The organism is Parabacteroides caeci (assembly GCF_023656795.1).
In the GTDB taxonomy this organism is placed as follows: Bacteria; Bacteroidota; Bacteroidia; order Bacteroidales; family Tannerellaceae; genus Parabacteroides; species Parabacteroides segnis.
This window is the reverse complement of record NZ_JAMOKT010000049.1, coordinates 34,808-57,467: the sequence shown is the minus strand read 5'-3', so window position 1 is coordinate 57,467 and position 22,660 is coordinate 34,808. Positions and strand designations below refer to the sequence as shown.

The 22,660-nt window shown below is 43.2% G+C and carries 20 protein-coding genes; 12 read left to right on the top strand and 8 right to left on the bottom strand.

Annotated features, from left to right (window positions below):
• Positions 1 to 133 precede the first annotated feature (133 nt).
• Positions 134 to 724 carry an RNA polymerase sigma-70 factor gene (locus NBH15_RS21080; protein WP_244051200.1) on the bottom strand — a complete coding sequence of 197 codons (591 nt, stop codon included), beginning with the start codon at positions 722 to 724 and terminating at the stop codon, positions 134 to 136.
• A gap of 1,082 nt (positions 725 to 1,806) precedes the next feature.
• Between NBH15_RS21080 and prmA the strand changes: the two genes are divergently transcribed.
• The 7 genes from prmA to kdsA all read left to right on the top strand — a co-directional run bounded on the left by prmA (position 1,807) and on the right by kdsA (position 7,064).
• A complete protein-coding gene (prmA, locus tag NBH15_RS21075) occupies positions 1,807 to 2,658 on the top strand; it encodes a 50S ribosomal protein L11 methyltransferase (RefSeq protein WP_250823464.1) in 852 nt (283 codons plus the stop codon).
• Between the two features lie 88 nt (positions 2,659 to 2,746).
• Positions 2,747 to 2,968, top strand: coding sequence for a YtxH domain-containing protein (locus NBH15_RS21070; protein WP_007652933.1), 222 nt, complete (start codon positions 2,747 to 2,749; stop codon positions 2,966 to 2,968).
• Positions 2,969 to 2,974: 6 nt separating this feature from the next.
• A complete protein-coding gene (locus NBH15_RS21065) occupies positions 2,975 to 3,382 on the top strand; it encodes a phage holin family protein (RefSeq protein WP_048317187.1) in 408 nt (135 codons plus the stop codon).
• Positions 3,327 to 3,707 (top strand): hypothetical protein, encoded by a 381-nt coding sequence (locus tag NBH15_RS21060; protein WP_233567493.1) that lies wholly within the window; start codon positions 3,327 to 3,329, stop codon positions 3,705 to 3,707. Before NBH15_RS21065 ends, NBH15_RS21060 begins: the two co-directional genes overlap by 56 nt.
• A gap of 235 nt (positions 3,708 to 3,942) precedes the next feature.
• Entirely contained in the window at positions 3,943 to 4,944 is a 1,002-nt protein-coding gene (gene gap, locus NBH15_RS21055; RefSeq protein WP_007652928.1) for a type I glyceraldehyde-3-phosphate dehydrogenase, read from the top strand.
• A 72-nt stretch (positions 4,945 to 5,016) separates the two neighbouring features.
• A complete protein-coding gene (miaA, locus tag NBH15_RS21050; RefSeq protein WP_250823463.1) occupies positions 5,017 to 5,937 on the top strand; it encodes a tRNA (adenosine(37)-N6)-dimethylallyltransferase MiaA in 921 nt (306 codons plus the stop codon).
• Between the two features lie 323 nt (positions 5,938 to 6,260).
• Entirely contained in the window at positions 6,261 to 7,064 is an 804-nt protein-coding gene (gene kdsA, locus NBH15_RS21045; RefSeq protein WP_007652920.1) for a 3-deoxy-8-phosphooctulonate synthase, read from the top strand.
• A gap of 80 nt (positions 7,065 to 7,144) precedes the next feature.
• Here the strand turns inward: kdsA and NBH15_RS21040 are convergent, their stop codons facing one another.
• The gene (locus tag NBH15_RS21040; RefSeq protein WP_154278289.1) at positions 7,145 to 7,783 is read right to left on the bottom strand and encodes a Crp/Fnr family transcriptional regulator; all 639 of its coding nucleotides are present in this window, start codon (positions 7,781 to 7,783) and stop codon (positions 7,145 to 7,147) included.
• Between the two features lie 222 nt (positions 7,784 to 8,005).
• On the opposite strand from NBH15_RS21040, the gene NBH15_RS21035 reads away from it, so the two are divergent.
• Positions 8,006 to 10,186 carry a DUF5686 family protein gene (locus NBH15_RS21035; protein WP_250823462.1) on the top strand — a complete coding sequence of 727 codons (2,181 nt, stop codon included), beginning with the start codon at positions 8,006 to 8,008 and terminating at the stop codon, positions 10,184 to 10,186.
• Here NBH15_RS21035 and NBH15_RS21030 read toward each other — a convergent pair.
• The 5 genes from NBH15_RS21030 to NBH15_RS21010 all read right to left on the bottom strand — a co-directional run bounded on the left by NBH15_RS21030 (position 10,183) and on the right by NBH15_RS21010 (position 17,127).
• The gene (locus NBH15_RS21030; RefSeq protein WP_250823461.1) at positions 10,183 to 11,034 is read right to left on the bottom strand and encodes an N-acetylmuramoyl-L-alanine amidase-like domain-containing protein; all 852 of its coding nucleotides are present in this window, start codon (positions 11,032 to 11,034) and stop codon (positions 10,183 to 10,185) included. The genes NBH15_RS21035 and NBH15_RS21030 overlap by 4 nt on opposite strands.
• Positions 11,035 to 11,435: 401 nt before the next feature.
• Positions 11,436 to 13,457 carry an excinuclease ABC subunit UvrB gene (gene uvrB / locus NBH15_RS21025; RefSeq protein ID WP_128135295.1) on the bottom strand — a complete coding sequence of 674 codons (2,022 nt, stop codon included), beginning with the start codon at positions 13,455 to 13,457 and terminating at the stop codon, positions 11,436 to 11,438.
• Positions 13,457 to 13,663 (bottom strand): PspC domain-containing protein, encoded by a 207-nt coding sequence (locus tag NBH15_RS21020; protein ID WP_128135296.1) that lies wholly within the window; start codon positions 13,661 to 13,663, stop codon positions 13,457 to 13,459. Before NBH15_RS21020 ends, uvrB begins: the two co-directional genes overlap by 1 nt.
• Positions 13,664 to 13,723: 60 nt before the next feature.
• Positions 13,724 to 16,381, bottom strand: coding sequence for a DUF5916 domain-containing protein (locus NBH15_RS21015; RefSeq protein WP_250823460.1), 2,658 nt, complete (start codon positions 16,379 to 16,381; stop codon positions 13,724 to 13,726).
• Between the two features lie 8 nt (positions 16,382 to 16,389).
• Positions 16,390 to 17,127 (bottom strand): copper homeostasis protein CutC, encoded by a 738-nt coding sequence (locus NBH15_RS21010; RefSeq protein WP_044245777.1) that lies wholly within the window; start codon positions 17,125 to 17,127, stop codon positions 16,390 to 16,392.
• Between the two features lie 198 nt (positions 17,128 to 17,325).
• Between NBH15_RS21010 and NBH15_RS21005 the strand changes: the two genes are divergently transcribed.
• Positions 17,326 to 18,207: a HEPN domain-containing protein gene (locus tag NBH15_RS21005; RefSeq protein WP_244051201.1), complete on the top strand. Its 882-nt coding sequence runs from the start codon at positions 17,326 to 17,328 to the stop codon at positions 18,205 to 18,207.
• Positions 18,208 to 18,331: 124 nt separating this feature from the next.
• On the opposite strand, the gene NBH15_RS21000 is transcribed toward NBH15_RS21005, so the two are convergent.
• Positions 18,332 to 18,580 (bottom strand): hypothetical protein, encoded by a 249-nt coding sequence (locus NBH15_RS21000; protein WP_128135300.1) that lies wholly within the window; start codon positions 18,578 to 18,580, stop codon positions 18,332 to 18,334.
• Between the two features lie 365 nt (positions 18,581 to 18,945).
• On the opposite strand from NBH15_RS21000, the gene NBH15_RS20995 reads away from it, so the two are divergent.
• The 3 genes from NBH15_RS20995 (at position 18,946) to NBH15_RS20985 (ending at position 22,542) form a co-directional block, all read left to right on the top strand.
• Positions 18,946 to 19,869 (top strand): DMT family transporter, encoded by a 924-nt coding sequence (locus NBH15_RS20995; RefSeq protein ID WP_250823465.1) that lies wholly within the window; start codon positions 18,946 to 18,948, stop codon positions 19,867 to 19,869.
• A 91-nt stretch (positions 19,870 to 19,960) separates the two neighbouring features.
• Positions 19,961 to 20,980 (top strand): HlyD family secretion protein, encoded by a 1,020-nt coding sequence (locus tag NBH15_RS20990; RefSeq protein WP_250823459.1) that lies wholly within the window; start codon positions 19,961 to 19,963, stop codon positions 20,978 to 20,980.
• Complete coding sequence (locus NBH15_RS20985; RefSeq protein WP_250823458.1) at positions 20,980 to 22,542, top strand: DHA2 family efflux MFS transporter permease subunit; 1,563 nt, start codon at positions 20,980 to 20,982, stop codon at positions 22,540 to 22,542. Before NBH15_RS20990 ends, NBH15_RS20985 begins: the two co-directional genes overlap by 1 nt.
• Positions 22,543 to 22,660 lie beyond the last annotated feature (118 nt).

The following is a 22,660-nucleotide window of genomic DNA, read 5'->3' as shown; positions in this document are numbered from 1 at the left end:
AACATGAATCTTATTCCATTTTTTTACTGGTTCACTCTTTGTCTTCCTTTCTTTCAATGGTTTGACATATTACAAATCTATCTTTTTTATCTTATCGAAATTCTATCTGCCAAAACTAAGGTTTTTTTTAATTTCACTGACGAAAAAAATAAAGAAGAGATAATATATAGAAATCATTTTTAGATAAATGTGCCCTAAGATACTTAATAGCCAGGTAAATATGACTTTCTACCGTACGCTGTGGGATTTGGAGACGCTCGGATACTTCCTTTGCCTTTAAGCCTTCAATATAAGTAAGAATAAATACCTCACGCCGCTGGGTTGGCAATTTTTCTAGTAAATTATGTAGTTGCTCGTAAAAATCTTTTGAATAAATTTCTTCCAAGACAGACGCATCTGAACGTAACAGGACATTATACTCTTCCAGATATGCGCTCTCTATCTGAAGATTATATTTGTCGGCAGACTGTGTTTTTCTATAATAATCAATACAGCGGGTATAAGCCGACTGAAACAGATAAGAATGAAACCCTTCTCCGGCGTATAGCTTTTTTCGATTTTCCCAAACATGCAAGAAAACATCCTGAACGACATCTTCCGCTACTTCCTGTTCCACCATAGCTGCGACATACGCCATAACACGGGGATAGTAATGACGAAACAAGCTGTTGAAAGCCTCACGGTTCCCTTCTCTTAACTGACTTAATAAAGAAACATCAAACATAAATATATTCAATTTATAAAGAAAGCTCTAAGTTTGCAGTAGCGTGAAGCATACTGGATAATATATAACACTTCTACGTTTTTAGTACGCCTGACAAAGGTAATATCAAAATAAATAAAAATAAAGGTTGCATAAAAAATATTCAGAATCTGTTTTGAATTTATTGTCAGGTTTCATTGTAGAAAGATTTGGACTATCAAAACGTGTATTTCATGCAACTCTTCTTAAACTTACATCTCCCCAAAATATCAATTTGATCTATTAATCCACAACAATCTATCACAAAGTTCATTATATAGCCATTTCTATATCTGATGTATTTGATAGATTGATTGAATCAGGAAAAGAATAGTTACAATATTTAACACATTTACTATTAATATCAATTCCAAGATCTCGTTTTAAATAAATTTGAACTTCGTTTAAAACGAGATTATTTTCCTTTTAAACAAAATTGAGGTTCGTTTAAAAGGAAATTTTTGTTAATTACAGTTGAATTTAGCCGTTTTTGGATGGTTTTATCACTTGAAATGCATGTTTTTTAGCAGAATTATTTTCTGGAAGAGATAAAAACATACATACAATTCAAACAACACATTCACATGTATACAACTTCATTCACTCACTTTATCTATTTTATATCGATGAAACAAAGCAAAAAGGCACACCAAAATCATAAAAATCAAAATAAAGACACTTTCAATCTTCTTTAGAATCGAATAAAAAACAATATACCCAAGCCCTGATACATACAACCTGCTGGCGACAGAGGTAAAATGACATTTTGATAAACAGAGTCAAGGATGACGGTAAAGACAATTGAATCTGGATATAAAGGATATTATACAAAAGATCATTTAACCTATTAAGAAAAGACGATATTTGTCATAACAAAGAAAGATGATATGGAAAGAATTTCAGTTACTGATTTTGGGCCTATCCAACATGCGGAGATAAAGCCGTTCTGTATTTTGATTGGACATACTTCAAGTGGGAAAAGCACAATGGCCTTTCTTATCCTGATTATATTTTCTTAAATATATTCGATACCTTTGTCCCCAAACGAATAAAAAGCAAAGAATATGAATTATTACGAACTGAAATTCACCTATGAATCGCCTATCGAGGCAACAATCATCAGTGATGTACTGGCGTCCGAACTGGGCGAAATCGGTTTCGAGAGTTTTACCGAAGACGAAGACGGCTTGCTGGCTTATGTATCCGACCAATTATATAATGTAAAAGCATTACAGGATAAACTGAATGAATTTCCGCTGGAAAACGTAACCATCCGGTACACCGAACAACTGGTGGAAAGCAAGGACTGGAACGAAGAATGGGAAAAAAACTATTTCAAGCCCATCCGTATCGGTAACGACTGCATCATCCGCGCTTCTTTCCACGAACCGGAACCGGGCTATACATATAATATTATAATAGACCCGAAAATGGCTTTCGGTACAGGCAATCACGAAACGACTTACCTGATGATCAGCGAAATGCTGAAACTCGATCTGGAAGGCAAAGACCTGCTGGATATGGGATGCGGAACAGCCGTACTGGCCATCCTGGCAAAAATGAAACACGCCAATAAAGTAGTCGGAATCGACATCGACGAATGGGCTTACAACAACGCGCTGGAAAATACTCGGTTGAACCATACGGAAGATATACAGATTGCCTTGGGCGGCGCCGAACAAATCCCCGCATTCGGTACATTCGATATTGTATTCGCCAATATCAACCGCAACATCCTGCTGAACGATATTAACCGGTATGCCGCCTGCATGAAACCGGGAGCCACCCTTTTCATGAGCGGATTCTATACTGAAGACATTCCCGCCATCCAGGCAGAGTGCGAACGCAACGGATTGAAATTCACTTTCCACGCAGAGAAAAACAATTGGGTTGCCGTTAAGACACAGAAGCTATAACTTTATTTAACAGTAAAAGTTAACACAGAAGTAAACTATCATTCGAATAAAAGCGTTATTTTAGTAAACACATTTAAATGTAAGAGTTATGAAAAATGTAGATTCTAAATTATTACTAGGTTTGGTAGTTGGTGCAGCAGTTGGTGCAGCAGTTGGATATCTGGCAGCTACCGATAAGAGAGAACAGTTACTGGAAGAATTGAACGGTGTAGTTGGAAAAGTAAAAGAAGGCTTTAATTCCGCTCTCGCCAAGTACAAAGAAGGTAAAACTGAAGTTGTAAAAGCTACCGAAGAAATCGTAGCTGAATAATTATTTATGGAAAAAGATTCAGGAAAAATCTTTCGTGAGCTGAAAGATGATGTTTCAACTTACGTAGAATTAAAGCTTGAACTTTTAAAGTTAAGCACATACGAAAGAAGCGGCCAACTGATCGCCATTCTTTCGTATGGCCTAATTTTATTGTTTCTGGCTTTCTTTGCCATCCTGTTCATATTCCTGGCATTAGGGTTCTTTATGGGTGATATCTTCGGTTCGATGGGAACCGGCTTTGCTTTCGTGGCAGTGTTATATCTCCTATTGATCGGGCTCATTATAATGAATAAAGGCAGAATCTGCAACACGGTATTGAACGTAGTGATTGCAGCATTAAACGGTAATGACGAAAAAGATGATGCAACAGATACAAAACAAGCCACTGACGCCACTGGAGAAACTGATTTCTGACAAGGAAAGAATCCGGAAGCAATGTGTTATACAGGAACAAAAGCTGAATGACGACTTTTCTTATATCCAGGAAAATGCAGGCAGCCTTTTGATATCCGGTTTCACCACCTTACTATTTCCCAACACTAAATCAAAAAAAACAGAATCTACAGAAACAGCAACAGCCAGCCAGCCGGTAACCCCGATCGGTTTCTCGGATTATCTGAGTATCGCACAAGGCCTGCTGCCCGTAGCCTGGGATGTAATCCGCCCATTCTTGCTGACATGGGGAATCAGAAAGGCTCAAAGCTGGTTTACAAACCTTCTGTTTAAGAAAAAGAAATAACTCCTAACATTTAATTTATGTTAGAGGGCATATTTTTCTCACATTAATAAAGGTAGAATAAAAAAACATGACTAAATTTGCAGTCGTTAAAAACAAGGATAAAATGAAACGTAATTTGATTCTCTTTATGGCATTCACCGCAATGCTGACGATATTGGCTTCATGCGCAACTCCTTGTGGCTGTTAAATGGATTTTATGTAATATTTTTAATAAACCCATAAAAGTTTTATTACAATGATTAAAGTAGGTATTAACGGTTTCGGCCGTATCGGACGTATGGTGTTCCGCGCTGCAGTTAAAAACTTCGGCAATGATATTCAGATCGTAGGTATCAACGACTTGTTGGATGCTGATTACTTGGCATACATGCTGAAATATGACTCAGTACACGGTCGTTTCGATGGTACAGTTGCTGTAGAAGGTAACAACCTGGTTGTAAACGGTAACAAAATCCGTTTGACTGCAGAAATGGATCCTGCTAACCTGAAATGGGACGAAGTTGGTGCTGAAGTTGTAGTTGAATCTACAGGTTTCTTCCTGACAGACGAAACTGCTCGCAAACATATCCAGGCTGGTGCTAAGAAAGTTATCATGTCTGCTCCTTCTAAGGACGCTACTCCTATGTTCGTTTATGGTGTTAACCACACAACTTACGCAGGACAGGACATCATCTCTAACGCTTCTTGTACTACTAACTGCTTGGCTCCTATCGCTAAAGTATTGAACGACAAGTTCGGTATCGTTAAAGGTTTGATGACTACAGTTCACGCTGCTACTGCAACTCAGAAAACAGTAGACGGTCCTTCTAAGAAAGACTGGAGAGGTGGCCGTGGTATCCTTGAAAACATCATCCCTTCTTCTACAGGTGCTGCTAAGGCTGTAGGTAAAGTTCTGCCGGTATTGAACGGTAAACTGACTGGTATGGCTTTCCGCGTTCCGACTTCTGACGTTTCTGTTGTTGACCTGACAGTAGTTCTGGAAAAGGCTGCTACAATGGACGACATCAAAGCTGCTATGAAAGAAGCATCTGAAGGCGAATTGAAAGGTGTACTGGGTTACACAGAAGATGCAGTTGTTTCAACTGACTTCCGTGGTTGCTCTAACACTTCTATCTTCGACGCTAAAGCTGGTATCTCTTTGGATGACAACTTCGCTAAGATCGTTTCTTGGTATGACAACGAATGGGGTTATTCAAACAAAGTTTGTGAAATGGCTCGCGTTATCGCTGGTAAGTAATCAAATACAAATCAGTATATGGAAGCCGTCCTCCGCAAAGGGGACGGCTTTTTTTATTATCTTTGCTCCATAATGAGAACATATCAACTTATAACGATACTAGGCCCGACCGCTTCCGGTAAAACGCCTTTTGCCGCAGCGCTGGCCGACCGGCTGGATACGGAGATCATCAGTGCCGATTCACGCCAGATTTACCGTGGCATGGATATCGGTACCGGGAAAGACCTGGCCGATTATACAGTGAACGGTAAAGTAATCCCCTATCATCTGATCGATATCTGCGATCCGGGATATAAATATAATGTATTCGAATATCAGCATGACTTCTTCCGTGCTTACCAGAACGTACAAGAAAAAGGCAAGCTCCCTATCCTTTGCGGTGGAACCGGCATGTATATCGAAGCGGTATTGAAAGGATACAAGCTGCTGGATGTTCCCCAAAATCCGGAGTTAAGGGAGTCTTTGCAAGGCAAGTCGCTGGAAGAACTGGAAAAAATACTAGCCGGTTACAAAGTATTGCATAACAAGACAGACGTAGATTCCGCACAAAGGGCGATACGGGCCATCGAGATTGAAGAATATTATAAAACCGAGGCCCCCGATGCAAACGAATATGATCCGATCAACAGCCTGATCATTGGCATAAACATTGATCGGGAACTGCGACGCGAAAAAATATCCAGACGTCTGCGTGCCCGTCTGGAGGAAGGCATGGTAGACGAAGTAAAAGGCATCATTGCCTCCGGCGTCAAACCGGAAGACCTCATTTATTACGGATTGGAGTATAAATATCTCACACTATACATCATTGGTGAACTTTCTTACGAAGAAATGGTTTCCCAATTAGAAATAGCCATCCACCAGTTTGCCAAACGTCAGATGACCTGGTTCCGCGGAATGGAACGCCGGGGTTGCACGATCCATTGGATAGATGCCACATTGCCGACAGAGGAAAAGATCAGGCAGACATTAGAGTTGTTGGAACAGGGATAATTCTATTTTGGAAATAATTGAACCAATATGGCAATGTGACAATTTAGAAATAATTGAACTATCCAACTGTCAAAGTGACTCATCTGTTACAGGTTCATTTGCCGTCTGCTTTAGCTGACGGTTTACAAGCTGATTCTTTTTTGGCTTTAGCCACATTTCTCTCAGATAGAAAGCTTTAAGAAATGGGACTAAAGTCCAGAGAGATAGATTCTTTACTAGTCCGTCAGCTAAAGCAGACGGCAAATAGACCTGTAATAGTCAAGTGAGGTTGATGACAGGATAGTTCAAATTTGATAAATTTTGAAACATAAACTCAAACAATTATGATAACAGTTAACGATTTTAAGAATAAAGATAATTTCTTCCTGATGGCGGGTCCTTGTGTGATCGAAGGGGAAGACATGGCGCTACGTATCGCCGAAAAGGTTATCGGCATCACCGAGAAGCTGAATATTCCATATATCTTCAAAGGTTCATACCGCAAGGCAAACCGTTCCCGCCTCGATTCATTTACCGGGATCGGCGATGAGAAAGCCTTAAAGATTTTACGCAAAGTAAGCGAAACATTCAACGTCCCGACCGTTACAGATATACATGAAACCCATGAAGCTGCCATGGCTGCCGAATATGTAGATGTCTTGCAAATCCCGGCTTTCCTTTGCCGTCAAACGGACCTGCTTGTCGCCGCCGCACAAACCGGAAAGATCGTCAACATCAAGAAAGGACAGTTTCTTTCTCCCGGAGCCATGCAATTCGCCGTACAAAAGGTTGCCGATGCAGGAAATGACAACGTCATGATTACCGAGCGGGGAACCACATTCGGCTATACAGACCTGGTTGTCGATTACCGGGGCATCCCGCAAATGCAGGATTTCGGTTATCCGGTCATCATGGATGTAACCCACTCATTACAACAGCCCAACCAGACATCCGGCGTAACAGGCGGTCTGCCGGCATTGATAGAAACAATAGCCAAAGCCGCTATTGCTGTCGGCACCGACGGTCTCTTCATCGAAACCCATCCGGAACCGTCCAAAGCAAAATCCGATGGAGCCAATATGCTACAATTAGATTTGCTCGAAGGCTTACTGACACGTTTAGTTCGCATCCGTGAAGCAATCAAATAAATGTCATGACTTTTAAAAACAAAAGAAGGGACCTTCGTAACTGAAAGTCCCTTCTTTTGTTTTCAAAAGTCATATCTTCGTTATCCCATCTTACTTATCTTTCTCAGCTTATCCTCATCTATCAACTTGATCTTTCTACCGTCGATAGCAATGATACGCTCAGTTACAAATGTCGATAAGGTACGGATAGCATTGGAAGTAGTCATATTCGACAAGTTTGCCAAATCTTCACGAGACAGGTAAATACTCAATGTAGCCCCGTCTTCTTCCAGACCGTAACTATCTTTCAGGAATAATAAAGATTCCGCCAGACGACCCCGAATATGTTTCTGGGTAAGATTAACGGTACGTTCATCCGCCACTCCCAAATCAAACGATAACTGACGAATAAAAAACATTGCCAGATTGGGATTACCCATCAGCAAGTCCGTAACTATTGTCATCGGTATCAGACAAACAACAGATGCTTCAAATGCAGAGGCATTTGTCAGGTAATTCTCCTGAGCGAAATTAGCACGGTAACCGAAATACTGTACAGGTTTAATCATCCGGATGATCTGGCTGCGACCGCCGACACCTTCCTTAAAAATCTTTACCTTACCTCTCAGTAAGCACATCATGTCCCTTGGTTCGTCGCCCTCGCAATAGATCAACTCGTTACGTTTGAAATGCTGGATCGTCGAATTATTACGGAGAACTTCCCGCTCTTTGTCGGTCAGTACTCTCCATACTTCTGCTAAACTGGCCGATAGATCGACCTCTTCTTTTTGTTGCTTAACCACGACTGTTTTATAACATACTTATGAAGCACAAATGTACAACTTTTCTTTTGAAATAATAAAATGTTTAATACGATAAATTGTATTTATAATTACATTTTACTTTCTTTTACTACTAATTTGAATTTTATTCGTTACGTTTGCAGCAAAAGGGGTGATAATTTGTTGAAAAGATACGTTTTGATATTTGCTCTGATTTTATTGACTGTAAATGCTGCCGCCAAACAGGAAAGCACTTATAGAAGTAAAGTGTTGCCTGATTTAAAAGAAAAAACGGAATCGTCCGTAAAAGCGGATTCCATTATGAAAGAGGTAATTAAAAACGCCGAAAAATACCAGCATGTCCTTTCAAAGTACGAAGCGGAAATATATATAAAAGGGCGTACGGAAATACTGAAACAGAACTTTCTGATACGTTTCGCACATCATCTCTTCCCGGTCGACAGGAAAAACAAGGATATGATCTTCGAAATGGTAAGTGAATCGAAATTCAATGCCCCCAACAATTTCCTACACAACTTCCAGGCCGTAAACGGGAACAGTATCCCCAACAACAAGAAGCAGCAGGAAGCATTGAGTTTTCTGAACCTCAATGTCTATTCTTCCACCATATATAATGAAGGCATTATCACTCCTATGACCAACCAGGCTTCCAAATTCTATACATTCGACCTGGAAAGTGTCAGTGACACCAGCGGGCTCAGGATCTATAAGATACGGTTCATGCCTAAATTATGGAGCCAGAAGCTAATCTGCGGCGACCTGTATATCCGCGACCAATCCTGGATCATCGACAAGATAGATGTGAACGGACGTTTCGATTTTGCCGAATTCAACCTGATCATGACTTTCGGACGCGATTACCGCCGCTTTATCCTTCCGGATAAAGCCAGCCTGTATCTGCGCTACCATGTCCTGGGGAATGCCATTGCCACCAGCTACCATTCTTCTTTCAAATACAAAGCGGTGGAATGGGTGGAAGAAGATAACGAAACGCAAAGAAAAAGATCACTGGACCTGACCGGATATTATAAATTATCCTCAGATACGGTTCCCATCATTTCAGACACGACATTCTGGAACAAAGAACGCGATATTCCTTTGACAAAGGAAGAAGAGAGGTTATATCATGTCGCCAACAATACGAATGAACAGAAAATAGATTCTGCGAATATCACCAAATACCTGAAGCTGACAGAAAAGTTCACAAATACCATCAGCATGGACTATAAAACGACCCGCCTCAAATATTCAGGAATATTCAACCCGTTCCAACTGGGGTATTCAGGGCATAACGGAATAACGTACAGGCAACGTCTGCGCATCAGCAAGACTTTCGACAAAGACCGCCAGCTCCGTTTCCGCCCAGACGTCGGTTTCGTATTTAAGCGGAAAGAAATCTTTTTCACCGTGTCCGGAGACTGGGAATATCTGCCGGAGAAAAAAGGCATATTGAGCCTCTCGGTCGGTAATGGTAACCAGAGTTATTCTTCAGCCATTATGAAAGAGATAAACGAGCAGTTGAAAGATTCTACATTTAATTTCGATGACCTAAATCTGGAATATTTCAAACACTACTATGCTGAAATACGCAACAACATCGAACTGTTCAACGGATTCCAACTATGGACCGGCGTTTCCTACCACCGCCGGATACCGGTAAAAAAGAAAAGTGATATTTCAAATCCCGGAGAAGGGATAGAAGAAATCATCAACGATAACTATCATGATTTTACTCCCGTCGTCGGCTTTTCCTATACGCCACGCCAGTATTACTGGATGGACGGATATCGCAAAGAATATTTGTATTCCTATTATCCGACCATTTCAGTCGAATTTGCCCGTGCAATCCCCGGAGTAGGTAAAAGTTCCGGTGATTACGGACGGATCGAAGCGGATATTCACCAAAGCATTGCACTCGGTTTGTCCAGAAAACTCAATTATCACATCAGTGGAGGCATTTACCTGAATCCCAAATCTATTTACTTTGCCGATTTCCGTTATTTCTCACGCCGCCAGTTCCCTGAATCGTGGGGAGATGAATTCGGAGGAGTATTCAACCAACTAAGGAGTTTCTGGTTCAATGCATCCGACAAATATGTGCAAGGACATATTATGTACGAAAGCCCCTTCATCTTGTCACAACTTTTCAAGAAGAAAACATCTAAGTACATTCTGTCTGAACGCTTTTATTTCAGTCAACTGTGGACACCCGTTTTACCGAGTTACACAGAAGTAGGATATGGTTTCGGTAACCATATTTTCAACGTTGCCGCCTTTGCCGGATTCGATAGATGGAAATACCAGAATATCGGCCTCAAGTTCGCCTTCGAATTATTTTAATAGGACATTTGTGGGCGAACGATCATTATACCGCTGTTACGCTTGATACTTTCCACGTATTCCTGTAAAGGGGCTTCATTGACTATCACTTTCTTTTGCGTAGTAGATGCATGGATAAAGGTTAGTTTATCCCCTACCCGGCAAACGACACCGACATGGGATATATCTAGGCCTTTGATCGTTGTGACAAAACAAACGATATCTCCGTCTTTTATGCCTGTTGCGTTCCGGTTTATCTCGGTTTCCGGTATATAATAATAAGGACGGGCGTTGATCTCTTTCTCTTTCACGGCAATCCGGGCTGTCAATTCCGGATTTTCTTTCAATGGCTTATAACTATCGGGGTGCGTCGACATAAAAGAGACATTCACCGGCAGGGAGACGCCTCCGGCCGCTGAAGTAACATCCTCCACTATTCCTTTGCGCTGGTTCTCGAAAATCCAGTCGGTGGTATAATGCAAGCGATCGGTATAGTCATGAATCTCTCCATTCCGGTAACGAAGTGCCTGTAAATTCTTACAAAAGGTTTCAAACGAAGGGTTCTCACTTTGAATTGTCCGTGTCAAGGCAACTACATTCTCCACCAATGTCATGCAATCCATCTCACGCAGGTTTACAACCAACCTTTCCGGCTCCATCTCCAATGTTGCAGCCACATAAGGAGTGCCCAAAAAGAAACGGGCCGTTTTAACCATCAATTCACCGGTGGACAAAGATTTATTTGCTTTCATCTCTGAAACATACCGGTCAAAAACAACCCGGTCAGCCTCTGTATAAGAGACCTTATCCGCAGCCTGCCCCCGAAAAAAGAGAAAGCAGGAGAAAAAGAGTAGCCAACTTGTTTTCATAAATTCATTTATTAATCAGATGTGAGTGTTTGTTTATAGTAACTGGTTGTAACTGGCTCCCCTCTCGAGAGGGGGAAGGGGGTGTGTCATATCCTCGCCTATCAACTATCATAATCAGAGTCGCTTGACTATTACAGGTTCATTTGCCGTCTGCTTCAGCTGACGGTTTAAAGTTGTTTCTTTCTTTCGGCTTCAGCCACATTTCTCTTAGATAGAAACTTATAAGAAATGTGACTAAAGTCTGGAGAAATAGATAATTTACTAATCCGTCAGCTGAAGCAGACGGCAAATAAACCTGTAACAAAGTATGTTTTTATTGACTGGCTTTAACACACCCCCTGCCCCCTCTCAAGAGGGGAAGCTGTTACTCCCGTCACTATAAACAGATAGGTCAATTATTTCTACACTTTCGTTTTCAACAATTCCTCCAACTTAATCAACTCGTCCCTGAACTGAGCGGCCTCGATAAAATCTAGTTTCTTAGCAGCTTCCGTCATTTGCTTTTTGGTACGTTCGATTGCTTTTTCCAGCTGCGGACGATTCATATACTTAACAACAGGATCGGCAACCAGACTTGGTTCCGGTTCGACATAAGCATACGGTTCGGCTGTAGCCGGCTGTTTCTCACCCAAAAGAGAGACACTGGTCTTGATAACCTGCCGGGGAGTAATGCCATGCTTTTCGTTATAGGCAAGCTGCTTTTCTCTGCGACGGGTCGTTTCGTCCATTGTCAGTTGCATACTGGCGGTTATCTTATCCGCATAGAAAATAACCTTTCCATTCACATTACGGGCAGCACGTCCGGCTGTCTGCGTCAGGGAACGGTGAGAACGAAGGAACCCTTCTTTGTCTGCGTCCAGAATAGCCACCAGAGAGACTTCCGGTAAATCCAGTCCCTCACGAAGCAAGTTGACCCCGATCAGCACATCGAACAGACCTTTCCGCAAATCATCCATAATCTGGATACGTTCCAGAGTATCCACATCGCTATGGATATAATTACAACGTATTCCCATCCGGGTCAGATAAGCAGTCAACTCTTCCGCCATACGTTTAGTCAACGTCGTGACCAGGACACGTTCATCTTTAGCCGAACGCTGCGTTATCTCTTCCATCAGGTCATCGATCTGATTCAATGTCGGACGAACCTCGATAACCGGATCGAGCAATCCGGTCGGACGAATCACCTGGTCGACAACAATCCCCTCGCTCTTCTCCAGTTCGTAATCGGCCGGAGTCGCACTGACATAAATAGCCAACGGGGTCATCGATTCGAATTCATCAAACATTAGCGGACGGTTATCCATCGCCGCCGGCAGACGGAAACCATATTCCACCAGGTTCTTTTTACGGGAATAGTCTCCCCCGTACATGGCCCGTATCTGTGGAATCGTGACATGGCTTTCATCGACTACCAACATAAAATCTTTCGGGAAATAATCGAGCAGGCAGTAAGGACGTTCACCGGCCATCCGGCCGTCAAAATAACGGGAATAGTTTTCTATACCCGAGCAATGTCCCAACTCGCGAATCATCTCCAGGTCGAAGGTTACACGCTCATATAAACGTTTCGCCTCATAATGCTTGCCAATCTCTTTCAGGAAATTCACCTGCGTACCGAGGTCGACATCGATCTGGCCGATAGCCATATTTATACGTTCCTGGGTCGTGACAAATAAATTGGTCGGATAAATATTCAGTTCATCCTGCTCGTCAATCTCCTGTCCGGTCTTCGGGTCGAAAGAAGACAAACGATCTATTTCATCCCCCCAGAACTCAATACGGTAAGCCACTCCGTCAAACGATTCGATTGCCGGAAATATATCGACTGTATCTCCGTTTACCCGGAAACATCCACTGTTAAACTCTAACTTATTATTTACATATAAAGCATCGACAAAGCGCCGTAACAACTTGTCGCGGTCAATCTGCATTCCTTTTTCCAGATGGGTCACCTTTTCGGCAAATGCCGTCGGGTCGGCCATACCATACAGGCAGGATACGGAAGAAACAACAATCACATCCCTTCTACCCGACAACAAAGAAGCTGTCGTACGAAGACGAAGTTTATCTATCTCTTCATTAATCTGCAAATCCTTCTCGATATAGGTATCCGTAGTAGGCAGGTAAGCCTCCGGCTGATAATAATCGTAATAGGAAACGAAATATTCTACGGCATTATTTGGAAAGAAGGCTTTAAACTCGCTATACAACTGCGCAGCCAGCGTTTTGTTATGACTTAATATCAAAGTAGGACGCTGTACCTCCTTAATCACATTGGCAATAGTAAATGTCTTTCCCGAACCTGTTACTCCGAGGAGCGTCTGGAAAGGTACACCACTCTGGATGCCCTCCGAAAGAGCCGCTATTGCTTCCGGCTGATCTCCCGTCGGGCTGAATGGTGAAGATAACTCAAAATTCATTATTCGTATAGTCCTTTTTTAGGTATAACTATCCAGAGTATCAAATAAGCTATAACCCCGGAAAACACAGTAAATATACTCAGCAGTATATAGCCGACACGTACCAGTGTCGGGTCCCAACCAAAGTAATCCGCAATACCGCCGCATACTCCGGCAATCATTCCATTATTTGAACGATAAAGTCTTTTTGGTGCTTCTTCTTCCATGATGTCTTATTTTTGTTTTGTAAAGATAGTATATATATCTATATGGCAGAAGTAATCCGGTTACAAATTGAACCAGTAATTCATCTTCAGCATAAAAGTATTCGTTGCCGGAAGGCCGAACATACGGTCCAGGTTATTCCCCCAGCCTGTCACCCGGTGGTTGTCCTGATTGGACATGCGATGCTCCCAGACAAAATAGATCGTGGAACCCGGCAAATATTCCCAACGGGCCACCAGGTTGGAACGGAACTCATTAAAACTAAAGTCCGGATTTCTGAAAGATGCTTCCCTTCCCCCACTTTTTAGATGATAGCTTCCGTCCGAATAACCGATTTCATCCCCGGAAAAGACATGGAAACGTTTGTCATATGTACGGGATTCCGTATCCGCAGCCTCTTTAAAATCAGAGAACTTCGCAGTCGAGGTAAACGGGGAACCATAGAACTGTATGGAGATATCCGGAGTGAGATTGACCTGCAAACGCATTGTCAGGCCATACGTTTTCTGGTCCATATGTCCCATCAGATAGATCAGCGAAGGGTCGGTCTGAGCGGGAGATGCCGCTGCCGTTAATGTTCCGACATATTGCATATTGTCCGTATTCCAGGCATAATCCACCTGCCCCGACAAATACACATGGTTTCCTAAACGGAAAGTCAGGCTGGGCGACAACGTATTAAAACGGTTATACCCGTCCAGATTATGATTTCCTTCATATTTCAACATGAACATCATCCGCTTTGCCTTATCCGTATTCACTTTAACCGAAGTCTGGAAATAAGGATTCAACCGCATATCCCAGCCTCCGCGAAGCAAACGGCTATCCAGCCGGTTCCAGACGAAAGTTTCCTTCATATCCATTTCATAACGGCTCATTGTCATACTCTGCCAGCGAAGGGCGACATCGTTGCTGAAAGGAGTTCCCCCATAATTCCATTGGTTTTTCTGGGTAAGTGTAAAAGCATTATAACGGAATAACTTCCAGATATCCGTTTGGCGGTACACCACTTCCGTTTCATTCGTCCGGTTATCCGCTTCTTTCATATACCCCATGTCATTCAGGTCGAAACCGGGAGACGACCAGCTAAAGGTTTCCGAGAAAGCCCACTTGGCATTCCCCTTCCGTCCGACTTTCACATAACCGCCGGTTCCGTTCAGAGAACGGCGGTCTGGGTCCACTCCCAGATAACCGGATGCCGATGCACGCTGATAATAATGAACCGGACTGGTTTGCCGGACAGCTATCGCCTCTTTGCTTCCATTCAGGGAACTGAACATTCCCTTTACATCTATATAATAAAGACGGTTCTTGAAATACTGGGTAAAATCTATTCCTGCCGTAAAGGCGTTACGAACCATAAAGTCTTCCAGATAAGGCTGGTCCAATACCCGGTTGACGGATGTGACCATTCCTCCGAGCAGGCTATTTCCTTTCCAGTTTTTCTGTACGCGGGCTACTGTATAGTTTGTCAGCGGCTCCACTACTTCAACATCTTCAACCCCGTTACGGGTCACGTTGGCGGAAGAACGGGCCGTTACGCTCTGCACAACGCCTACTGTCACTCCGCGTCTGTTCGTCCCTGTCAGCTTCAGGGCACCGATGATAGGAACATTGTCTTTGCTGTCTGCAAAACTGTTGATATTGTCGATTCCCTGCGGAGTATATGACGGAGCGGCACCGATACGACGGGTATAAAACATCATGTCACTGCCATTGGCAAAATCAAGGATATGTTTTCCCTCCAGAAAGAAAGGACGTTTCTCGTCATAAAATGTTTCGTAAGCCGTCAGGTTCATCACCGAAGGGTCCAACTCCACCTGGCCGTAGTCCGGATTGACCGTCAGGTCCAGCGTAAAATCCGAAAGGGCGAACTTCGCATCCAGGCCGACATTTCCACCCCAGCTATGTCCTTTCTGGTAAGGGCTTCCGGCAACCTTCGGTTCATTCCGGTATTTTCCCATCACATATGGGAGAAATTCGATGCCACGAGGCTTCGGCAAATCGTCCATCCCGTGCATCTCTCCGAAAGAAAAGACGTGGCCGTTATTCTTCAGAGGAATCATGCTCCAGTTCTGAACCTCATTATTCTGACGTCTGATACGGCGGACATGAAGTCCCCAGATGCCATCATCGGAATGCTGGTTATATCGTAATTGGCTGAACGGGATACGCAATTCCGCCGTCCAACAGGAATCGGCCATGTCGATATAGGTCTTCCCTTCCCATACGGCATTCCAGCTTAAATTGACATTCAGCTTATCGGTCACGACCAGGTCAGTCTTGTTTCCCCCCAGATTGATATTAAACTCCGGAGCGGCCCGGTAATCATGATACGTATCAAAGGCTACACTGATAAGGTCGCCCATGCTGTTATCATCCCTGTTACCGATAAAGCGGTTCATCTTTTCCGGATGGCTTTCCTTACAATAGACACCGACATAGATATACTTATTGTCATAGAATAGTTTCACACGGGTAGGCGCATCCGGCATTTGCCGTTCATAAGGAATAATCTGGACAAAACGGTCGGACCATTCGCCCTGCTTCGTCCAGAAATCTTCATCCAGGCGCCCATCCATAACCGGCTTCGCCCCTGTCACTTTCGTTATATTATAAACACGTTTGTATGCCGCTTCAAAAGGGACAATAGAATCTTGTTGCGCCTTACCCAAGGCACAAGACAACAACAAGGCAACAAAGGACAATCGGTATTTCATCTCATCAGTTACAAATAAGCAGCCACTTTATTCCGGTCGGTTTCTACCGTTTCAAACTCCGAAGAGACAATACTGCTTCCCATCGGCACATTTTCATTCCGGTACTCCATTTTACTGTAAACGATGCTACGGGCGGAAGTATGAAACTCCTTCGCTCCTGTTTCCGCTTCGAGTTTCGCGATATTGTTTTCACGGACACCGCATCCCGGCATAATAATGATACGTCCGTCAGCACGCCTCACCAATTCCGCAATCAGAGGAATACCTTTAACGGCATCCGATTGCTGGCCGGAAGTCAGGATACGGTCGCATCCGAGTTCAATCAGTTGTTCCAGTGCCGCAAACGGGTCACGGCAGACATCAAATGCCCGGTGGCAGGTTACCGACAACGGTTTGGCAGCCTCCATCAGTCTGCGCATCAACGGAACATCTATATCTCCCTCTTTAGTGAGGCATCCGAAAACGACACCGTGTACTTTCAGTTGTTTACATAATTCAATATCCAGCAACATAGCATCTATCTCCGCCGGAGTATACAGAAAATCACCGCCGCGCGGACGGATAATGACATTTATATCAATAGTAGAAGTCAATGCCTGCGCTGTTTTAATCTCACCATAACTGGGAGTCGTTCCCCCTTCCGGAATGCCGGCACAAAGTTCTACACGCTTAGCTCCCCCTGCCTCTGCTTCCACACAGCTTTGTGCCGAGTTGGCACATATCTCGATTATACGGGTTGGTTTCATAGGTTTGTCTTTATGTTTGTTTTCTTCCATACATTAATATAATGATACAAAGGTACGATAATTTCATAAGACGATTGGTTTTGTAGGTGTCATTATTTATCCTGAAACAACTCCCCACCATAAATACCAGCAACGGGAATAAGAAAAGAAAAAATCGCGTATCTTTACCGATGTATAACATAAAACTTGGAGTGTCTAATGAAAACATCTTGTTCCCATTTACCCGAATACGCTAAGAACGATTTGAAACAGATCGTCAACTTAGTACTGGAAAAAGTACCTCATTGCGAAATGATTATCCTATACGGGAGTTATGCCAGGGGTACATTTGTGGAATATGATGAACGGGATGAATTCGGTATCCTTACTTCATTTATGAGTGACTACGATCTGTTGGTAGTTACCAGCAATGAAGATGTACGAGAGGTGGGACATATACTGGATACTGTGGACGACAAATATTACAAACGCCCTGACAACCAAGTCCCTATTCAATTTATCAACGATGATATAGAGAAGCTGAACTCAGACCTGTCGGAAGGAAGATATTTCTATACAAGCATCCAAAAACAAGGAATTATGCTATACGATAGTGGAAATTACAAACTGGAACAACCCCGAAAACTAAACTTTGAGGAGATTAGACAGCAGGCACAAGAATATTTTAACGAAAGTTTCAATAGTGCGAATGAGTTCTTCGAAAACGCAAAATTCAACTACTCAAAGGAGTGGTATAAAAAAGCATCTTTCATGCTGCACCAAGCCTGTGAGAATTACTTCTATGCGTTACGCTTAGTTCACACCCTGAAAAATAGCAAACAACACAATTTATCTAAATTATTGGGCTCTACTCACAAATATTCACCCGAACTGCAAAAGACCTTCCCTCGAAACACAAAGGAAGAAAAACGATTATTTGAACTACTCCGGCTTGCCTATGTAGAAGCTAGATATAATTCTAAATTCGTTGTGACTAAAGAAGATATAGATGCTTTGTTTCCTAAAATAGAGAGACTACGTGACATAACCGAACAAATCTGCCAGTCTCAAATCGAAGCGTATCGGCAGATGGATAAGTAGAATAAAGTCACTCCTTTCCTTCGCAAGAAGCCTATAAACAAACCTCCCCCTTAACCAGCTCATATAATGAACAGGTTAAGAGGGAAAAATGACAAAGCGTTATTTTATCACTATGCCAGATGAATCATATCATTTTATCTATTATCAGATCAGCCTCATCTTCCTTAATACCGATCCCTGCTATTGCATCTGACTCTGTTTGTTCGAGTCGTTGTTTTACCTCCTCCAGCGTATAGGAACAAGGAACATTTTCACTAACGGATAGCCATTTACGAAGTTCTCGCCGTACTCTATCCAATACTTCACTATTATCAATGTTAAGTATTTCCCGGATAAGTTCAGTTTTACGAGCTTCCAATTCAAATGCTGTCATATTCAATCCTCCTGCTTTTTAGATAGATACAAAGATAGTTTTTTGCATCTAACAACAAACATTTTCCTTCTTAATTACAGGTAAGGGGCATATACTGATTTACAAGTTCAAAGACTACGCCCAATAATTATTTTTCGTTTGAAAGTAACATCATGATCATTTTCGGTAAAGATAGCAGAATGTTCCATTGCAGGGGTATTATAGAGATATATGTAGTTGATAGAATCCGGAAGATATGTTTTCTATCAAACTACAGTTAGTATTTTGTTTTTGGCGTCCTCATAAATATTAATGAGGCCCTCGTGAACAGAAAACTACCGAATAAGTCCTATCTTTACTACCAGAAACAAATTGAAAATAAAAGAATGCTTAACGGAGAGAAGCTGAAAGGGCATATACTCATTCTGATAACAAATATATTGTTTGCTATCAATATGCCCATATCCAAATATCTGTTACCTTCCCATGTGCAACCCGAGGCACTTACCATCATGCGGATGGGGTCTGCCTGCCTGTTGTTTTGGTTAACTTCGTTATTTATCAAACGGGAAAAGGTGACGATAAAAGATCTGGGACTGCTTTTTATCTGCGCCATGTGCGGGGTAGGCATCAATCAGGGACTGTTTATTGTAGGGCTGAACCGTACCTCGCCGGTGGATGCTTCCATCATCGCAACAGGCGTCCCTATCTTCGTCATGCTACTGGCAGCCGTTATCCTGAAAGAGCCGATCACCAAGATGAAAGCCTTCGGCGTATTGATGGGATGCACCGGAGGGATTTCTTTGATCCTGGCATCCACCCATGCTACGGGGCAAGCCAGTAGTCTGGAAGGTAATCTGATGATCATCGTCAGTGCTTTCGTATATTCCATCTACCTCGTTTTATCCAAGCCATTGAGTTTACGTTATTCAGCGGTAACGATGATGAAATGGATGTTTCTTTTTTCCACGTTGGTATTATTGCCTTTTACCTACCGACATGTCCTTGACACACCCGCTTTCCAGCGGGAGACACTCAATATGCAAGAGCTTGGAGCCATCAGTTTCGTACTGATCGGTGCGACATTCATTCCTTATTTATTAATACCTATGTCGCTGAAACGCATCCGCCCGACAACGGTGAGCATGTATAATTATATACAACCGATTATCGCTTCACTGATTGCGGTCATGGTAGGGCAAGATACTTTCTCTTTACAAAAGGTATTATCGGCAGCCCTTGTTTTTGCCGGTGTTTATCTGGTTACACAAAGTAAAAGCCGGGCAGATTTGGAAAAGGAAAGCCGTTGAAAAAGCTATTGTACAAACTTGTTAATCACCTTTATAGCCAGAACCTTTATATATTTTATTTGTTTTAAGCAGAAAAATATACGTCACAACTATGGATAGTGTAAGTACCTCTAACAAAACACCCAACAAAAGTATGATATGGCTTATTGCCATATTGGTTATCGCCGTCATTATTGCCTTTCTATGGTGGTGGAACTATCGCAAATATATTTCGACCGATGACGCCAACCTCGACAGTTACCGGGTAAGCGTCGCATCACAGGTCATGGGACCGATGGTCAGGCAATATGCCTGGGAAGGCGATACGGTCAAAGCCGGCATGCTCCTTGCCGAACTTGACAGCAGCAGTATCGTTGCAGAGTTACAGGAAACCATTGCCCGCCGTGAACAGACGATAGCCAACCTGAAACTGGAAAAAGAGAATCTCAACACAGCCATCAAGAACCTCCAACTGGCAGAAATCGCTTACCATCAGGCAGAAGTGAACTACCAACGCGACAAAAAACTATACAGCACCAGTGCCGTTTCGCAGGAAACATTCCTGGATGCGGAAGACTCCTGGAAAAGTACAGGCATAAAAGTAGAAGTAGCCAAAGATCAGATCAAGGTCTCACGGGCACAGATCGCATCCGGTGAAGCGGCAATTGCCTCAGCTGATGCAGCGATAGAATCCACCCGTGTTTCATTGGGATATTATCGCATCACAGCTCCGGTCGACGGCGTGATTGCCAAACGGTGGTCGCTTCCGGGTGACATGATTCAACCCGGGCAGACACTCTTTACAATCAATGAAGGAAAAGACCTTTGGGTAGCCGTTTATCTGGAAGAAACCAAGTTCCGGACGCTCCGCCTCGGACAGAAAGCCGATTTCACGCTGGACGCCTACCCCGGACTCTCCTTTTCCGGAAAGATATTCTATATAGGTACAAACACAGCCTCGGAGTTTTCATTGATCCCTCCTAATAATGCTTCCGGCAATTATACCAAAGTTGCCCAGCGCATCCCGATAAAAGTCTCCGTCGACCAGGTAAAAAAAGGAAAAGAAAATACCCGAATGCCGAAACTGGTATCAGGCATGTCTGCAACCGTTAAAATTATCAAGGAGCAATAATGGGTAAGAACGGAAATACAAATGATAATGCCTACAAATGGCTGGTGTTGGGCAACATCATGATCGGGACATTTATGGCCGTGCTCGACTCCACCGTCGTGAACACCGGACTTCCGGCCATCATGGGGACGCTCGGTGCCAGTATCAACACTGCCGAATGGGTTCTGACAGGATATATGCTGGCTATTGCGAGCATCCTTCCCGCGGCCGCCTGGCTGTCCGACCGGTTCGGATACAAACGGATTTATTTCCTTTCTTTATTGGTATTTACCTTCGGTTCGTTCATGTGCGGAAACTCCACCTCAATCGAAGAACTTATTTTCTGGCGTGTAATCGAAGGCCTTGGATGCGGAGCAATCATGCCTGTCGGAATGGCGATTGTCAGCAATGTTTTTCCTCCGGAGCAGCGGGGAACGGCACTCGGTTTCTGGGCCATCGCTTCGGCAGCATCCGTCTCGTTCGGTCCTTCCATCGGCGGTTATCTGGTCGATAATCTGAACTGGAACTATATATTTTATGTAAATGTACCGGTCGGGGCTATCGCTCTCTTTGTAACAGCCATCCTGCAAAAAGAATATAAGGCGGAGACTGTACAGCCTTTCGATATTCCGGGATTCATCACTTCCGGCATCTTCCTGCCTCTGTTCATGTACGGGTTGTCGGAAGTCAATTCATCTACCAACACACAAGGCTGGAACAGTCCTGTCGTATTAGGTTCGATGTGGATTTCCGCACTTATGTTCATACTCTTTATTTATATCGAACTGACGGTGAAGCATCCGTTAATCAACCTGCGTATATTCAAAGACCGCAATTTCACCCTGGCAAACGTGATGATGTTCATCTTCGGGGTCGGCATGTTCGGAAGCACTTTCCTTATCCCCCTTTATTTACAGAATAATCTGGGATATTCAGCCCTCCAGGCCGGCATGTTCTTTATTCCCGTAGGAATCATCCAGAGATTTTGTTCTCCCACCGCCGGAGCACTGGGGCAAAAGATAAACCCTAAAATTCTGATTGCAGGCGGACTGATTCTGATGGCACTCAGTTTCTATCTCAACATCTTCCTCTCCTTCCTGACCGAAAAATGGTATATCATGATGAGCCTCTATCTTCGCGGCATCGGCATGGGAATACTTTTCACCCCATTATTAACTTTATCATTAGCTCGTATCAGTGTCGTACAGATGGCACAAGCATCGAGTATCACCAATATCGTCCGCCAGATGGGTGGCAGTTTCGGTGTCGCCATCTTCAGCCATATGCTTACCCAACGCACCAGCTACCACACCCAACGCTACAGCGAAGCATTAAATTATACCGGTGAAGTCTACCAACAAACCATCGACCACTTGAGCTCCTTCGCTCAACAGACCGCCGGGGCAACCGGTCATATGGCAAAATCGCTGGCCGAACAGTTAATCATCAAACGGCTCGAACTGGAAGCGTACATAGGCGGCATCAACGATGATTTCTACATCGCGTTCATAGTTACCTTACTTTGTCTGCTCCCGGTGTTCTGGTTACGACAAGTAAAAAAACGAAATAACACTTCAAGTTAGAAAGATTTGAGCTATCTGCTAATTATAGGATGAGCCAGTTGGCGACGGTGTCTTCAGGCTGTAAGCCTGTAACAAATTAGCCCAGGGTTCTAACCCTGGGTCCCCTTGAATCCTTCTC

Bases quoted from the DNA above. Each gene is read 5' to 3' on its own strand.
- NBH15_RS21080 (WP_244051200.1), bottom strand. From the start codon at position 724: ATGTTTGATGTTTCTTTATTAAGTCAGTTAAGAGAAGGGAACCGTGAG.
- prmA (WP_250823464.1), top strand. From the start codon at position 1,807: ATGAATTATTACGAACTGAAATTCACCTATGAATCGCCTATCGAGGCA.
- NBH15_RS21070 (WP_007652933.1), top strand. From the start codon at position 2,747: ATGAAAAATGTAGATTCTAAATTATTACTAGGTTTGGTAGTTGGTGCA.
- NBH15_RS21065 (WP_048317187.1), top strand. From the start codon at position 2,975: ATGGAAAAAGATTCAGGAAAAATCTTTCGTGAGCTGAAAGATGATGTT.
- NBH15_RS21060 (WP_233567493.1), top strand. From the start codon at position 3,327: ATGATGCAACAGATACAAAACAAGCCACTGACGCCACTGGAGAAACTG.
- gap (WP_007652928.1), top strand. From the start codon at position 3,943: ATGATTAAAGTAGGTATTAACGGTTTCGGCCGTATCGGACGTATGGTG.
- miaA (WP_250823463.1), top strand. From the start codon at position 5,017: ATGAGAACATATCAACTTATAACGATACTAGGCCCGACCGCTTCCGGT.
- kdsA (WP_007652920.1), top strand. From the start codon at position 6,261: ATGATAACAGTTAACGATTTTAAGAATAAAGATAATTTCTTCCTGATG.
- NBH15_RS21030 (WP_250823461.1), bottom strand. From the start codon at position 11,034: ATGAAAACAAGTTGGCTACTCTTTTTCTCCTGCTTTCTCTTTTTTCGG.
- uvrB (WP_128135295.1), bottom strand. From the start codon at position 13,457: ATGAATTTTGAGTTATCTTCACCATTCAGCCCGACGGGAGATCAGCCG.
- NBH15_RS21020 (WP_128135296.1), bottom strand. From the start codon at position 13,663: ATGGAAGAAGAAGCACCAAAAAGACTTTATCGTTCAAATAATGGAATG.
- NBH15_RS21015 (WP_250823460.1), bottom strand. From the start codon at position 16,381: ATGAAATACCGATTGTCCTTTGTTGCCTTGTTGTTGTCTTGTGCCTTG.
- NBH15_RS21010 (WP_044245777.1), bottom strand. From the start codon at position 17,127: ATGAAACCAACCCGTATAATCGAGATATGTGCCAACTCGGCACAAAGC.
- NBH15_RS21005 (WP_244051201.1), top strand. From the start codon at position 17,326: ATGAAAACATCTTGTTCCCATTTACCCGAATACGCTAAGAACGATTTG.
- NBH15_RS21000 (WP_128135300.1), bottom strand. From the start codon at position 18,580: ATGACAGCATTTGAATTGGAAGCTCGTAAAACTGAACTTATCCGGGAA.
- NBH15_RS20995 (WP_250823465.1), top strand. From the start codon at position 18,946: ATGCTTAACGGAGAGAAGCTGAAAGGGCATATACTCATTCTGATAACA.
- NBH15_RS20990 (WP_250823459.1), top strand. From the start codon at position 19,961: ATGGATAGTGTAAGTACCTCTAACAAAACACCCAACAAAAGTATGATA.
- NBH15_RS20985 (WP_250823458.1), top strand. From the start codon at position 20,980: ATGGGTAAGAACGGAAATACAAATGATAATGCCTACAAATGGCTGGTG.